At 61.2% G+C, this 14,354-nt stretch carries 15 protein-coding genes; 8 read left to right on the forward strand and 7 right to left on the reverse strand.

The window, feature by feature from the left end; genetic code table 11:
- Nucleotides 1–2 precede the first annotated feature (2 nt).
- Entirely contained in the window at nucleotides 3–659 is a 657-nt protein-coding gene (locus BW978_RS02800) for a ribbon-helix-helix domain-containing protein (RefSeq protein ID WP_244551871.1), read from the forward strand.
- A 33-nt stretch (nucleotides 660–692) separates the two neighbouring features.
- Here the strand turns inward: BW978_RS02800 and BW978_RS02805 are convergent, their stop codons facing one another.
- On the reverse strand, nucleotides 693–1,655 hold the full coding sequence (locus tag BW978_RS02805; protein WP_076391998.1) for a transglutaminase-like cysteine peptidase: 963 nt from the start codon (nucleotides 1,653–1,655) through the stop codon (nucleotides 693–695).
- 328 nt (nucleotides 1,656–1,983) lie between these two features.
- Between BW978_RS02805 and BW978_RS02810 the strand changes: the two genes are divergently transcribed.
- The 3 genes from BW978_RS02810 to BW978_RS02820 all read left to right on the forward strand — a co-directional run bounded on the left by BW978_RS02810 (nucleotide 1,984) and on the right by BW978_RS02820 (nucleotide 4,673).
- Nucleotides 1,984–3,162 carry a type 1 periplasmic-binding domain-containing protein gene (locus tag BW978_RS02810; RefSeq protein ID WP_076392000.1) on the forward strand — a complete coding sequence of 393 codons (1,179 nt, stop codon included), beginning with the start codon at nucleotides 1,984–1,986 and terminating at the stop codon, nucleotides 3,160–3,162.
- A 160-nt stretch (nucleotides 3,163–3,322) separates the two neighbouring features.
- Nucleotides 3,323–3,841, forward strand: a complete 519-nt coding sequence (locus BW978_RS02815; RefSeq protein WP_244551899.1) for a cytochrome b — start codon at nucleotides 3,323–3,325, stop codon at nucleotides 3,839–3,841.
- A gap of 22 nt (nucleotides 3,842–3,863) precedes the next feature.
- Nucleotides 3,864–4,673: a RibD family protein gene (locus tag BW978_RS02820; protein ID WP_076392002.1), complete on the forward strand. Its 810-nt coding sequence runs from the start codon at nucleotides 3,864–3,866 to the stop codon at nucleotides 4,671–4,673.
- On the opposite strand, the gene BW978_RS02825 is transcribed toward BW978_RS02820, so the two are convergent.
- From BW978_RS02825 to BW978_RS02840, 4 genes are read right to left on the reverse strand one after another with little or no spacing between them, the layout of a single operon-like run.
- Complete coding sequence (locus BW978_RS02825) at nucleotides 4,626–5,423, reverse strand: class I SAM-dependent methyltransferase (RefSeq protein WP_076392003.1); 798 nt, start codon at nucleotides 5,421–5,423, stop codon at nucleotides 4,626–4,628. The two genes, BW978_RS02820 and BW978_RS02825, sit on opposite strands and share 48 nt — an antisense overlap.
- A complete protein-coding gene (locus BW978_RS02830; protein WP_076392005.1) occupies nucleotides 5,420–6,463 on the reverse strand; it encodes a glycosyltransferase family 4 protein in 1,044 nt (347 codons plus the stop codon). Before BW978_RS02830 ends, BW978_RS02825 begins: the two co-directional genes overlap by 4 nt.
- On the reverse strand, nucleotides 6,460–6,858 hold the full coding sequence (locus BW978_RS02835; RefSeq protein WP_054150908.1) for a 6-pyruvoyl trahydropterin synthase family protein: 399 nt from the start codon (nucleotides 6,856–6,858) through the stop codon (nucleotides 6,460–6,462). Before BW978_RS02835 ends, BW978_RS02830 begins: the two co-directional genes overlap by 4 nt.
- A gap of 13 nt (nucleotides 6,859–6,871) precedes the next feature.
- On the reverse strand, nucleotides 6,872–8,062 hold the full coding sequence (locus BW978_RS02840) for a zinc-dependent alcohol dehydrogenase (RefSeq protein WP_244551872.1): 1,191 nt from the start codon (nucleotides 8,060–8,062) through the stop codon (nucleotides 6,872–6,874).
- Here BW978_RS02840 and ribA point away from each other — a divergent pair.
- Genes ribA through BW978_RS02855 form a run of 3 tightly spaced genes read left to right on the forward strand, consistent with a single transcriptional unit; the run spans nucleotide 8,033 to nucleotide 10,735 of the window.
- On the forward strand, nucleotides 8,033–9,139 hold the full coding sequence (gene ribA / locus BW978_RS02845; RefSeq protein WP_076392010.1) for a GTP cyclohydrolase II RibA: 1,107 nt from the start codon (nucleotides 8,033–8,035) through the stop codon (nucleotides 9,137–9,139). The genes BW978_RS02840 and ribA overlap by 30 nt on opposite strands.
- A gap of 28 nt (nucleotides 9,140–9,167) precedes the next feature.
- Nucleotides 9,168–9,980, forward strand: coding sequence for a CDP-alcohol phosphatidyltransferase family protein (locus BW978_RS02850; RefSeq protein WP_076392012.1), 813 nt, complete (start codon nucleotides 9,168–9,170; stop codon nucleotides 9,978–9,980).
- A complete protein-coding gene (locus BW978_RS02855; RefSeq protein ID WP_076392014.1) occupies nucleotides 9,977–10,735 on the forward strand; it encodes an FkbM family methyltransferase in 759 nt (252 codons plus the stop codon). The genes BW978_RS02850 and BW978_RS02855 overlap by 4 nt, the downstream gene beginning before the upstream one ends.
- Before the next feature lie 8 nt (nucleotides 10,736–10,743).
- Here BW978_RS02855 and BW978_RS02860 read toward each other — a convergent pair whose 3' ends face one another.
- Entirely contained in the window at nucleotides 10,744–11,664 is a 921-nt protein-coding gene (locus BW978_RS02860) for a lysylphosphatidylglycerol synthase transmembrane domain-containing protein (protein ID WP_076392016.1), read from the reverse strand.
- Between the two features lie 131 nt (nucleotides 11,665–11,795).
- On the opposite strand from BW978_RS02860, the gene BW978_RS02865 reads away from it, so the two are divergent.
- Nucleotides 11,796–13,400 (forward strand): LTA synthase family protein, encoded by a 1,605-nt coding sequence (locus tag BW978_RS02865; RefSeq protein ID WP_076392018.1) that lies wholly within the window; start codon nucleotides 11,796–11,798, stop codon nucleotides 13,398–13,400.
- On the opposite strand, the gene BW978_RS02870 is transcribed toward BW978_RS02865, so the two are convergent.
- Complete coding sequence (locus tag BW978_RS02870; RefSeq protein WP_076393157.1) at nucleotides 13,387–14,328, reverse strand: helix-turn-helix domain-containing protein; 942 nt, start codon at nucleotides 14,326–14,328, stop codon at nucleotides 13,387–13,389. The genes BW978_RS02865 and BW978_RS02870 overlap by 14 nt on opposite strands.
- Nucleotides 14,329–14,354 lie beyond the last annotated feature (26 nt).

Here is a 14,354-nt window from a genome sequence, read left to right on the forward strand (position 1 = left end):
CCATGGCCCTTTCCGATCGGCAAGCGTCTTACTCAGAACCGGCCGAATTGAACCCGGCCGCGATGCGGCATGTCGAGGAGCATGACGCGGAACCGAAATTTCGCGCGATCATCGGCAAGGGCGGCGCGCGCCGGGGTATCCGCCTGGAAAGCGTGTACTGGGACGGCCTCGCCTGGCTGCTGAGCGGTTCTCGGCAATCTCTGGGCGATGTGGTGGAGCAGGCTGCCGGCCAGATGGGCGAGAATGGCAATCTGGCATCCACGCTGCGCGTGCTTGCATTTCGCTGGATGTGGCGTCGGCTGTCGCTGATGGAGAATGTCTATTCGGTTGAAAATCTGAATGCGCTGATCCAGGCCTGCCCGACGCCTGCCATCGTCCTTACGCGTGACAAAAAGATCCAGTTTTTCAACGAACCCTTCATGACAATGCTGAAGCAGAAGCTTGTGCTGGGCAATATCGCCCAGCTGTCGGCGGGCTTCCGCTTTGTTCTCGACACGCAGGTCGATGAAGCGCTGCAGAGCCTTTCGTCAAAGGGCAAGATGATAACGACCGGTTTCACGGCAACCTGCGCCGGAAAGCAGCTGACCGGCCAGATGAACCTCGCCATGGCGCCGAGCCATCAGAAGCAGATGGTCATCGGCTACGTCGTCCGGGGCTGAAGTCGAGCTGCACGGCTGGAGCAGAAGATCCGTTCAGAGTTCCCCGCCTTCGCCCGGTGCGATGCTGTCGAAGCTCTTCATGGCCATAGCCTTACCCTTGGTGCGGGTACCGTGCAGGAAGCCGCGGCCATTGGAGATGGAAAAGAGCGGCTGGTAATCAGGCAGGCGGCTGTCCGCCAGAACCTGATCTCGCATGTTGTCCAGGATGTAGTGTGTTCCCTGGATCTCGACCGACAGAACGGCATGATAGAAGTGCCGCTTTTTATCGTAGAGGATGACGACAGTCATGTCCTGCAGTGAAAAGCCCTGTGCTTCGAGGACCGCCATTTTCAACAGGGCATAGTCTTCGCAGTCGCCGTAGCCGGAAGCGAGGGTCTGGGACGGGGAGGACCACTGATCCACCCGACCGTGACTATCGATATCCTTGCGATACTTGATACGGCGGTTCACCTCGTGATTGACGAGATTGAGCTTGTCGCGGAGCGAAGACATGCCGTTGCCGGCTGATGTCCGGTGGACGACTGCATCCATGTCGAAACAATTGGCGCCGCCGCACTGAAGCGCGGTGCCCTTGGCGATCTCGGCAAAGGTCGGTGCCGCCTTCTTCAGTGCGCCGAGTTTCTTGAAGGGAATGGCCACAGACTCAAAAACGTCGTTGGTCGGTGTCTTGCGCCGGTTCGGCGCCACCTCTTTCGCCGCTTTGGCGACAGTGCCGGTCGAAAGCTCGGTGCGCGTCGGGGTGAACGCGACAACCTGCGTAGCGATCGACTGGGCAAAGAGTTCAGTGGTCTGGGACCAGCGCTGCTCGATATTGCCGAAGAGATTTGTGCCGAGCGAGCCTGCAAGCGGGCTCATTCCAAGCACGAGCGTCTGGGCGACGTTTGAGTAAGACGTCATCGTGTGAGGCAGCATGGGAGCCGCCATCGAACCGGATGAAACCAGGGTAGCCGCTACGAGGGCCGAGACTGCGACAATGTTCTTGTTCTTCTTGAGCATCGCTATTCTCCAATTGTTGCTTGAAGAATAGCCGCAATGCTTGAATTATCGGTTCGTATAGATGGCTTCTATACTTTGAATATGCATCGCTATATTAAAGTAAAATCTGGTCGATAATTGAGAGATGTTGTTAACCAAAGTGGCCAGAAGGCAGGAAGCTCAGGCGTTGACGGCGTCTGGAATCTAAGCCGTTCTCCTGTATTGGCAGTCGAGCCCAGCTGTTGCTTTTGCTGCAGTCTGCCCAGATATGGAACACCTTCGCTCTTGCTTCGCCGAGTGCCAATGCTTACGGTCCGCCAACGGATCAGGAACGAGACTTGGCGCCATCATGGTCGGAATAAAACACTTTACGCGGAGCTTCCTGCGCGCCGGAGCTTCGGTTCTGCTGGTTGCAGCTCTCTCCTCTTGTCAGACCGATGACTTCAAGCCGAACGCTAGTGAAGGCGGAGCCTCTGCAGCCGTGGCGCCTACCAACGATACAGGGCTCTATAACCAGACCCTGGGATCCGGTTCGGTGAAGGTCGCGTATCTCGGCGTTCGTCGTGCAGATCAACCGAGCCGCCAGGCCGATAGCGAATACCGGGATGGTACCGCTCTGGCTGTCAATACGCTCGGTACCGACGTCGTGAAGCTTACCATGCTGGAGACGACGGAAAAGCCGGAAGCGATTGAGGCCGCGGCAAGGACCTTGGCCCGCCAGCAGGTCTCCTTCATCGTCACCACCGCCCGTGGTGCGGAGTTTGAAGCGATCCAGCGTGGCCTGGGCGGACTTCAGGTCCCCATGGTCGCATTCCAGACCAACGAGGCGGTCCTGCCTGAAAATGTCTACCCTTTCGTATCCAGCCCTGCCGACAGCCTGATCGAGAGCGCATCCTTCGCAATGGCAGAAGGGGCGACCCATGCGGTGATCCTCGCCTCCTCTCCGGCGGAAAAGGCGCAGGCCGATCGCATCGCCAGCCAGATCAAGGCGTTTGGCGGCAAGGTTGAGCCGATTATCGAACTGAGCGGCGGCACGCTGCCTGCAAAGGCTCTGAACTCGTGGAGCAAGGCCGACATGGTGGTGCTGATGCCCGGCATCAAGTCGCCGGGCGAGGTGTTGAAGAAGGCGGATGCCGCCAAGCCGCCGCGTCCGGGACGCAGGATTGTCGCGAGTGCCGTTCTGACGGCCCAGGACCTGAATGAGCCGAAGCTGACAGGCAGCATCGTCTGTCGCTACGACCAGAACGTCCAGGCAAGGATCGGCAGCCGATACATGGCTAGTTATGGAATGCCGGCCTCGGCCCAGGCCGGCTACGGCTTCGACGCCATGGCGATGGCCATCGGCCTTGCGGGTCGTTTCCGGGAGCTGGCCTTCGGGCCCGAGCGGCTCATGTCGCCTGATGGCTTTTCAGGCTCGCTCGGTGTCTTCCGTCTGGAGGGCGATCGCAAGGTCCGGCGCAACTGCGATATCTTCAAGGTCGCCAAAGGCTCCTATGTTTTCTTCCAGAAAGCGCCTCCGACGCTCTGATCACCACAGCGTGACATGATCTGCGAGCCCCGATCTTCCGTTTACATTGTTGTCAAACCGTCACATCGTGATGGCGGATGACTGATGGGCGGCAGACGAGGAGGTCTGGCGCACGAATGGTCTGGGATCGGAGTAAAGTGTAATGAACGGCGCACAATCGATGGTGGCGGGCGAACGCTATGCAGGCACTTTGCGCATCCTCCATTGGCTGATTGCAGTCCTTGTGCTCATGACTTGGCCGCTTGGCCAGATGATTGGGTTCGTGAAGGACGACGTGAAACTCGACTTCTATCTGATCCATGAAAGCCTGGGCTTCATGGTCCTATGGCTGATGCTGGTGCGGATTGGCGCCAGGCTGACAAGCGGGGCGCCTTTGGTCGAGGCACCGCGATTGGAAAAGGCGGCCGCCCATTTGGTGCACGGGCTTCTCTATGTCTTCCTGATCGTCATGCCGGTTTCCGGGTTTCTGGCAACCAATGCCCATGGATTTCCGCTGAAGTGGTTTGGTCTGTTCACCGTCTGGAGCCCGATCGGCAAGTCACCGGAAATCGCGTCCACCCTTTCTGCAATCCATGCCTGGAGCGCGTGGATCATTTTGGCTCTCTTTGCGTTGCATATTTCGGCGGTGGTCTTCCATCACGTGATCCGCCGCGACGGTACGCTGTATCGCATTTTGTAAAACTCTCTAGGACGGGACCTCGATGCGTAAGATCGACATGACGGACCAGCTTTGGGCGCGCCTTCTTGCCATGCGTGGCAGCGCAAGCCAGACCGGTGCAGACGAAGGCGATCCCGTCATGGCCCTCTACGCCCCGATCGCCGCCGCAGATCGCAGCTTTGTCTTGGCGCAGGTTGGGCAGTCGCTCGATGGCCGCGTGGCCACGCCGTCCGGTGACGCACGCGACATTTCCGGAAGCGACGGCATCGCGCATCTTCATCGCTGTCGCGCCCTCGTGGAAGCCGTGATTGTCGGTGTCGGCACCGTCAAATGCGACGACCCAAGGCTTTCCGTTCGGGCCGTGAAGGGCCCCAATCCTGTCCGCGTCGTCATTGATTGCCGCGCGGAACTGACCGGCGACGAACGCCTATTTCGCGACGGCGGCGCACCGGTCATTCTCGTGCAGGGCCATGATGCGCCGGTCAAATCCCATGGAGTCGACGTTATCAGCGTTCGCAGGGGCGAGGGCGGCCTCGATCCTCAGGACATTCTGGACGCACTCGCGGACCGCGGTCTGCGTCGCATACTCGTCGAGGGAGGCGCCCGCACGATCGCCCGCTTCATCGAAGCTGACCTTGTCGATCGCCTGCACGTCGCAATTGCCCCGCTGATCATTGGCTCGGGACCTGCCGGCATCGCGCTGCCGCCGATCGACAAGCTCTCAAGCGCTCACCGGCCGGCCGCCAAGGTCTATAGCCTCGGCAGCGACATCCTGTTCGATTGCGACTTGAAACAATCTGCTGCTTCAGTGGCGGGGGAGCGCGAGGATATCCGAGTGGCCGACCACGCATGAGCTTCCGGCCTCTTCGATCTTCGCGAGCCGGAAATCCAGCCAGTCCCTGATTTGGCCGTCAGTCAGAGTACCGATCTCCGAAAGCGGCTGTTCGAGCCCCTCAAGGAAAGCGGCCTGCAAGTCACCGTCATCCGGACCCATCACCCAGGGGCTCGTGGCAACCGAGACCGCGTAGCCCAAACGCTCGAAACCTTGCTTTAGATGCGCAGTCGCATCTGGGCCGAGTGCCGGCCCAAAGCCCTTGTCGAAATGCTGGTGCTGATTGAAGTCCTTGGCGACCTGTTCATCGAGCGGATGGGCAACCGACCATTCCATGACGCCGTCATAGTTCAGCGCGGCATAAAGCCCCGTTTTGCTCACGGCGAGCGTTTTGGCAAAGTGATCGCAGAACTCTCCCGAGCAGAGATCGAAGAGAGCCGATGCCGTGACCACGCTCACCTCGGTCAGCGGCAGCGTGTCGATCTCGTTCAGATCGAACTGGCGAAACGAGACGTCCTGTTGATCTCCGATACGGCGCTCGGCCTCCGCCAGCAGCAGCGGGTCGTAGTCTAGCAACTGCCATTTAGAATCAGCAGGGAAGCGATGTGCCAGGCTCCGCCAGGTCGAGCCGGTGCCGCAGCCGATATCGAGTATGTTGGGGCGCTCTATGCCGCCGAGATGCTGCGACAGTTGCTCGACCAGCGACTTTCCCCGCGCTCTCATATCGACAGGTTCGCGCAGTGCCAGCCAGTCCTTGTTGAAGCCGCTCATGAAATTCCATCCAGTGTGTTGGAAATGATTGCTGCCGTGTCAGACCATGTCGGCAAGAGGCTGCCGGCTTGAAGGGCCGCCGCAGACCGCGTCTCCCGTTCCTGCGTGCTTTGCAGCAAACGACGGAGCGCCTCTCCGAAAGCCGGCGCGTCATCGACCGGCACCAGTATGCCAGCGTCAGCAGGAACCACGTCTGGAACCGCTCCGGCATGGCACGCCACGATCGGAAGCCCGTGAGACAGAGCTTCGGCAAACACCATCCCATAGCCTTCATACCGGCTCGCAAGCGCAAAGATGTCCGCCGAGGCGAAGCTCACCTGCGGATCCTCGACCTCGCCGAGCAACTGAACGCGCGCTTCCAGTCCCAGCGCTTCCACCTGTCGCGCCAGCGCTTCGCTCGTCGAAGGATCGAGGCTCTTGCTGCCGATGATCACGGCCTGCCAGTCGAGATCCTCGACCGATTTGAGAGCCCTCAGCAGCACGTCGTGTCCCTTGCGGCGGGTGAGCGTGCCGACCGAGAGGATCTGCGGGACCGCATTCACGACGCGTCTTGCATCGCTCTTGTCGATCCCGGGCAGGGCGACCGTGATGCTGGAGGATTCGACGTCGTAATTGGACGCAAGTTCACGTGCCGTCATTGGTGAGGTCACGATCACATGCCGGGCTGCTGCCAGCGCCCTCTGTTCGCCCTGACGGAAGCGCTGCTGCTCTTCGTCCGACAGCCCCGTTTCGAGGGCGAGCGGATGATGAACAAGAGCAATGATCCTGAGCCGTTCGGCATTGGCTCTCGCCCAGGTATCGAGCACGCCGAAGGCGAGCCCGTCGATCATAACCAGCGTCCCGTCCGGCAGTGACGACAGGGCTGCTTCCGCCCGGTCGAGCGTGTCTGCGGTGGGAACCGGAAACCCGTCGCCAAGTGGCAGAAGCCTGACCTGCCAGCCGCATTCGCGAAGTCCATCGATTACCCGGCGGTCATAGCCATAACCGCCGGTCTTCAAAGACAGGTCGCCCGGATAGGCGAACACGAGGGAACGGCTCAAAGATCGGCCTCGTACCAGCCGCGGGCGGCGTGGGATTCGTGCAGCATGACCTTCAGGCGGCAGATCCGGTGGCTGCCGGGGCCAAGACGCTTGTCGGACACGGCCTGCGCCAGTTGGTCGAAGATGTGTTTTGCAATGACTTCCGTCGTGCTGATCTTACCTTTGAAGACCGCAAGCTCGTCCAGGTTCTGATAGTTCAGCGGCTTCAAGACCTCGGACAAAACGGTTGTCGCAGCACCGATGTCGACGGCCAGGCCATCCTCGTCCACGTCCTTGGTGAAAAAGGCCGCATCGACGACAAAGGTTGCGCCATGCATCCCCTGTGCAGGCCCGAAGACCGGGCGCGGTAGGCTGTGGGCGATCATGATGTGGTCTCGGACTTCAACAGCGAACATGAGATCTCTTTCGTCAGTAGCGGATGCGATGGCACAGGGTGTCCTGTGTGGAGAGGATACGAGCGTAGGCGTCTGGCAGTTCAGAAAAAGCGGTCTCACCTGAGATAAGGCGCTCGAGACGCGGATCCAGGAGCAGTTCCAGCGCCTTGCTCATTCGCCGACGATAAGTCCAGCGAGCCCGGCGTGTAGACGGGATTCCACCGACCTGCGAACTGATGAGGGACAGGCGGCGAGAATGAAACGCACCGCCCAGGGGAATGCTGACCATGCGGTCGCCATACCAGCTGGCTTCGACAATTCTTGCTTCAAAGCCCGCATGTGCGATCGCGTTTTCCAGTGCCGCTCCGGCTGCGCTGGCATTGATCAAGATGTCGAATTCCCCGTCGATCATGTCGGGCTCGGCAAACGTGAGGTCCAGATCGGAAGCCAGTTTGCGGCGCGCCGGATCCTTGTCGATCAGCACAGTCTCTGTACCGGCGATCCGCGAAGCGAGAAAGGCGACGAGCGTCCCGACGACGCCGGCGCCGAAGACGGCGACGCGGTCGCCCGGCTGCACGCCTGCATCCCAGATGATGTTGAGCGCTGTTTCCATATTGGCGGCAAGCACCGCCCGTCGCGGCGGCAGCGCGTCCGGTAACAGGGTTACTTGGTCTGACGGGAGGATGAAGCGATCCTGGTGAGGATGAAGGGCAAAGACATTGCGTCCGACGAGGTCAGGGGCGCCGCCGACGATTTCACCGACGGCTGCGTAACCATATTTGACCGGAAAGGGGAACTCGCCTTCCATATGCGGTCCGCGCATGCGTTCAAATTCGCTTTGAGGAACCGCACCCTGAAAGATCAGGGACTCAGTTCCGCGGCTGATCCCGCTGTAGAGTGTTCGCACGAGCACTTCGTTTTCAGCAGGCATGCCAAGCGGCTCATGCCGGAGCCGGCAGATTTCCTTTGCCTCAAACCACAGCGCAGCCGCCGTGTCTCTGGCAGACACGGTTTGTTCATTCGCCACGACCTTCAAACTGCACAACCCCCACCCTAAATGAGCACACCAATGGAACGTATTGCCGAAGAAGACATTTTGTTCCTTAGCCGCCATCAAAATAAATTTATGGCGGATGCGCAAACCATCGCTGAAACTTCGGCGTAATGGTTGCCACTGATAGGGAGAGTACGCCTCATGTCCAAGTCCAGCCAGTCCGCTTTCCAATTCTCGACCGCCGAAATCGAAGTAGAACGCGCCGTAGCCGAGCTGCGCTATGGTCGCCCCGTGATCGTAACGGAGGGAGAACGAAAGCTTGCTGTTCTGGCGCTCGACTGTGTGGCGCCTTCGCTTTTCGATCAATTCGCAGCCGTCACCGGAAACCGCCACGGCCTCCTCTTGACCGCGCCGCGGGCCGGTCGCTTGGGGATCGGGGCCGAACAGGACGTGATCACGCCGCTGGCCGGTCTGTCTTTCGATGATGCCTCACGGCTGGCTTACACACTCGGCGCGGAAAAGCCGGCTTTGTGGCAGCCAGCTGATGCACTGGCGACACAGACGACAGAACTGGCCCGCCTGGCGCTGTTGCTGCCGGCCATGGTGCTGGCAGATGTCACGACCATCACAGATCGGTTCGGCGGTTGCTGCGAGATCGCCTCCAGCCGTTTGAAAGGCGCGGATGCCGCTCGCCAGCGCTTCGACCAGGTCGTGCGCACCCGCGTTCCCTTGAAAGATCTTGGTGATGCCGATTTCGTCGTCTTCCGCGGTGGCCTGGCTCAGAAGGATCAGGTTGCCATCGTCGTCGGCAAGCCGGATGTCACGAAGACCGTGCCGATCCGCATTCACTCGTCCTGCCTTACCGGCGATCTCTGCGGCTCGCTGAAATGCGATTGCGGCGACCAGCTGCGCAATGGTCTTGCCCTGCTCAAGCAGGCGGGCGGCGGCGTGCTGCTGTATCTGGACCAGGAAGGGCGCGGCACGGGCATCGGCGCCAAGATGCGTGCTTATGGCTATCAGCATCTCGGCCTCGACACGATCGATGCGGATGCCGAACTCGGGCTCGCCGAAGATCATCGCCGTTATGAAGCAGCCGTTGCCATGCTCCGCCATCTCGAGATCGCGAAGGTGGCGGTCTACACCAACAACCCGACCAAGATCGCCGGCCTCAAGCTCGGTGGCATCGAGGTAGAGGCACGTGCGTCGGTCACCGGTCGGGTCACGGCGGAGAACGAAAACTATCTGCGCACTAAGACCTTGCGCGCCGGCCACATGCTGGATCTGGAAACTCTGGTCGCAGCAGAATAAGCTCCAGGCGGGCAGGGAGGATTGCAAGATGGCAAGCGAGCCTGAACGGCTTGGCGGCGATGACTTCGGTCGGCCATGGGCAGATGCTCGGGTCGACTGGGTCGCGATGCTGCGGCAGCGTCGCGGACTGCTGATGAATACGTTGGCGGGTCTCTCCGGCCTGCTTGTCGGCACATCGGTCGTCGCGGTGATTGTCTCCTTTCACCTCCCCCTCGGCTGGGATTTCGTGGCCTCGGTCATTCTCTCGCTCGCGCTGATGTTTGCGCTCGTGGTTTATGCTTTGCCCGATCACCCCCATCGCAAGTTCGGCCCGGCCAATCTCGTCACTGCCTTTCGCGCTTGTCTCGTCAGCCTGACCGGCGCGACCGTGCTGTGTTTCGACAGTCTCGCTGCGACCGATACGGCACTCTGGACACTCGCCGGTGTGGTACTCATCGCCTTGGCGCTAGACGGCGTCGATGGCTATCTCGCGCGAAGCTACGGGCATGAATCGGCCTTCGGTGCACGTTTTGATATGGAAGTCGATGCACTGCTGATCCTGGTCCTGTCCGTCGCCGCAGCCTTCCTGGAAAAGGCGGGTCTCTGGGTATTGCTGATCGGCCTGATGCGCTACGGTTTCGTGGCCGCAGGCTGGGTGTTGCCGAAGCTGAACGGCGACCTCTTTCCCTCGTTCCGACGCAAGCTCGTCTGCGTCATTCAGATTTCGGCACTGTGCCTGATTCTGATCCCCTTCGTGACCGTTCCCTATTCGACCGTCATCGCAGCGGTCGCGCTTCTGGCGCTCGGCTATTCGTTCACGGTGGACGTGCTCTACCTGCTGCGTCGGCCCGTCACGCCATGACCAGTCTCACCGAGCGTCTCTCGACATCATTCGGCCTCGCCCGCTCACTCGTCGTCTACTACGGCCAGCCCTGGCGTAGATCGGCTCTGCGGCAGTTCTATGCATCGATCGTCAAGCCGGGTGAGCTCGTCTTCGACATCGGCGCCCATGTCGGCAGCCGCAGCAGCACACTCTTGAAGCTCGGGGCGAAAGTCGTGGCGGTCGAACCGCAGCCGGCTTTCGCAGACTTCATTGAAAGCCGCTTTGCAGGAGCGTTGACCGGCTTCGAACGGGTGGCCGTCGGTCGGAGCGCCGGGCAGATCGATTTGCTGATCTCGAGCCGCCATCCGACGGTCACAAGCATTTCCAGCCGCTTCGTCGAGACGGTGAAGCAAAGCAAGGGGTTTTCGCAGGTCGTCTGGGACCGAAAGGTCACGGTGCCGATGGTGACGCTCGATCATCTCGTCGCGAAATACGGTATGCCTGCCTTTTGCAAGATCGACGTCGAGGGCGCAGAGGCGGAAATTCTCTACGGCCTTTCAAAGCCGATACCCCTGATCGCCTTCGAATACATTCCGGCCATGCCCTCCGTTGCGTCCAACGCGATCGATCGTCTGATGGGCATCGGCAATTATCGCTTCAACCGGGTCGTGGGAGAGCAGCATCGGTTCGTGTCGGACCGCTGGAAATCGGCAGACGAACTGCTGGTCGAGCTGTCGCAAATGCCTCCTGAAGCGCAATCCGGCGACGTTTACGCCCGGGTAGAGGCCCGATGACAAGGCGTTCAGGCGCGACGCGGCTTTCCGCGGATGGCCTCGAGCGAGAGAATCGCGAGACCCGGCAGGGCGCCGGCAAGAGAGAGACCGCCATAGACGATGCTCGCTGCCAGGCCCTGGCTGTCTGTGGCGCCGAGCAGTGGCCAGAGCGCCATGGCCGCCGCTTCCCGCGTGCCCCAGCCTCCGAAGCCAGCCGGGATCAGCATGGCGATCAGGCAGAGCGGAATGATCGTGAATGCCGCAATGCCGGGGAGGGGCGCGCCAACGGCATGGCTCGCAAGAAAGAAGGTCGCGACGTAACTGCCGACGATCACAAGGCTGAGCCCCGCCTGAACAGGCAGCGCGCCGCGGCGGATGAAGACGCAAGACAGCTCATCCCCAATATGGCTGCCTCCCTGGTACCGGCGCTTCACAATGATCAGGCCCGCCCAAACCGCGGCGGCGAACAGCAAGAAGCACAGCACCAGCAGCAAGGCCTGACGACCGGCCTCCGCGCCTCCGAGAACGAACGGCCAGGCGAACAGGCCGGAAAGCGCCAGAACGAAAAAGGCTGCCTGGCCGGAAAGCCGTTCGAAAATCACGGCCTTGGCAGGCGCTTTCCATCCGCCGACCCCGGCATTGCGCATACGGTAGGCGCGCACGGCATCACCGGCGACACCGCCCGGCAAGCTCTGATTGAGGAGGCTCGCCACGTAATACTCGCTGATCGCGACGCTCGCCGAGAACTGTTCGCCCAGACGGCCCGCGGTAAAGCGCCAGCGCAGCGCCGAGACGATGATCTGCACCTGCACGAAGGCCAGACCGGCGATCACATGCGTAACGGAGATCTGCGAGAAGGCGGCACCCAGCGCGGTCAGATCCGTTCTGGACAGGAGGAATGCCAGGAGCGCGATCAGCGCGACGGGAGCAAGGAAACGCAGAATGGGCAAGCGGCGGGGCTTTCGTCGAGGGTGAGTGATCTTTCGCTGTCTTATACGCGGAAAGAGAGGCAGCGGACCTTCATGACGGCAAATCCTCTTGCGTGCAATCGATCTGCCCCTCTCAGGAGCGGAGCAACTGGATGCTGAAGTCAGCCAACACGCTGAAGTCTTATATTGGCGCTGTCGTGGTGACTGTGATCGCGTGGTTTGCCTTCACCTTGCCGGACCATCCCGATGCAGTCGACCTCAATGCTTTCGCCCGCCTGCCGCTCGAATGGGCATTGATGCTGCTGCTCTTGCTCGCGGCCCCGCGGAGCCTGCGCCGACCGATCGGGCTTCTGTGCGGGCTGGTCCTGCTTCTGATTCTGTTCCTGAAAGTGGCCGATATCGGCACCCAGGCTGCCTTTCAGCGCCCTTTCAATCCCTATCTCGATATCAAGATGCTGGCCGATGGCTGGAATCTGATTTCCGGGACCGTCGGCACCTTGGCAGCCTTTGCAGCGGTCGCGGCCGCGCTCATAGGTCTTCTGGCCGTACTGATGCTGTTTCTGTGGGGGGCGCGCCGATTGACGGAGATCGGGCGTCCCGCACGCTCATGGCTGGTTCTGTCACTCGTGGCGATCACCCTTCTCGGCGGGATTGCGATTGTTTTGGACGCGCCCCGGGTCGAGGCGCGCATGCCCTCTTACCTCAACAAGCGCCTGACACTTGTCATCCGCTCTGTTCAGGACATGCATGTCTTTGAAACCGCTCTTGCGCGGGGAGAGGGGCCCCGCAACGGCGCCGGGCTCTTCGGACGCGTCAAGGACAAGGACTTCGTGCTGATCTTCGTTGAATCCTATGGCCGCTCGGCGGTGGAGGATCCTCGTTATGCGTCGATCACCCGACCACGCCTCGCAAGCGTCCAAGCCGAAATTGAGCGCGCCGGTCTCGTCTCCGCCAGTGCCTGGGTCACCGCGCCTACCGTTGGCGGTCTCAGCTGGCTGGCGCACGGAACGCTCCTCTCCGGCCTTTGGGTCGACAGTCAGGCACGCTACGACCGCTTGATGATCAGCGAGCAACCGAGCCTCAACAGGCTGTTTGCCGAAGCCGGATGGAAGAGCATCGCGGCCATGCCTGCCATTACGATGGAGTGGCCTGAAGCCGCCTACTACGGATATCGCCAGATCCTGGCGGCAGCCGACCTCGATTACCAGGGCAAGCCCTTCAACTGGGTCACGATGCCGGATCAGTATACCCTGTCAGCCTTCGAACGCCTGGGTCGTACTCCCGCTCGGGCTGCGGGCGAACGCGTGATGGCGGAAGTGGCGCTGATCTCTAGCCATGCGCCGTGGACACCTGTTGCCCTCCTCATCGACTGGGACGACGTCGGCGATGGCTCGATCTTCAACGCACAGGCGGAAAGCGGCGACCCGCCTCGGGTCGTCTGGGCCGACCCGGACCGTGTTCGCGCCCAATACATCCAGACGATCGACTATTCCCTCGAAACCCTCGGCAGCTACATGGCGCGATTTGGCGAGGATACCGTCTTCGTAATCCTCGGCGATCATCAGCCTGCGGCCATCATCACCGGTCCCAACGCATCGCGCGCCGTCCCGATCCATGTCGTATCGGCTGACCGGGACCTGGTCGCCCGCTTTGAGCGGGAAGGGTTCCTCCCCGGCATGCGCCCGGAGGCACAGACCAGGGAATGGCCGATGAACGAGATGCGGCCGGTTCTGATCGATCTGTTCAGCCAGCCTTGACTGTTGCTGCATCTTCCGCCCGGGATCCCAGGCGGGTCTGTTCCTGGCTGCGCCAGCTGGCCGGTGTCATCCCTGTCTGTCGACTGAAGAAGCGGGAGAAATAAGCCGGATCGGAAAAGCCGAGGCGGAATGCGATTTCCTTGATGCTGCCGGGCGTGAACAGCAGCTCGCGTTGTGCTTCCTCGATCAGGCGTCTCGCCACCAGCTCCTGTGTGCCAAGGCCTGTCTTTGCCTTGAGCACCCGGTTCAGATGGGTCGGTGTGATCCCCAGCGCATGGGCATAGAACGATGCCGAACGATGGTTGCGGACCTCCCGATGCAGCAGTGACGAGAAGGCCTCGCGCCTGCGATCATTCTCATCGGTCGCTTCTTTCTCGGTTTCGCCCTGGGCAGCGAGACGGGCAGCAAGCGCAAGGGCCGCTGCAAGCCCCGTCTCCATCAGCACGGTGCGCCCCGTAAGCCGCCCCTGCCACTCGCTCGCGACCCTGAGCAGGTGGGCGAGGATCAACTGCCCCTCCGGATCCTCGGGGGCAAGCCGCGTCACGCTTGGCGCCGACAGGAACTGTCCAAGTGCGCTCGGCTCTCCCGGTCGAACCGGCAGGCGACTGGCGAGAAAGGTAAAGACGTAGCCGTCGATCTCTGGCGAAAAGCGGAACCCATGCCCGATAGCGGGTGGAACGGTAACGATCGAGACCGGTTCGAAACGGACAATGTCTCCTTCGAAAACCGCATCGCCGGAGCCGCCCGTCACGAGCAGGATCTGGAAATAGCGTTCGTGTCTGTGCAGCCCGATTTCCCATTGGTGCAGTGCGCTGCGAGCCGGAATTGTCTCGCAATGCACCCAGAATCGCGACCCCGCGGGATCGTCCTCGCCATAAAGCTCGTAGGTCGGGATCGAGGCCCGTAATAGCTGCTTGCGTTTCGTCATGTTCGATTTGTGCAACAAAAGACGCG

The organism is Rhizobium sp. RU33A, from assembly GCF_900156055.1.
GTDB lineage: Bacteria > Pseudomonadota > Alphaproteobacteria > Rhizobiales > Rhizobiaceae > Allorhizobium.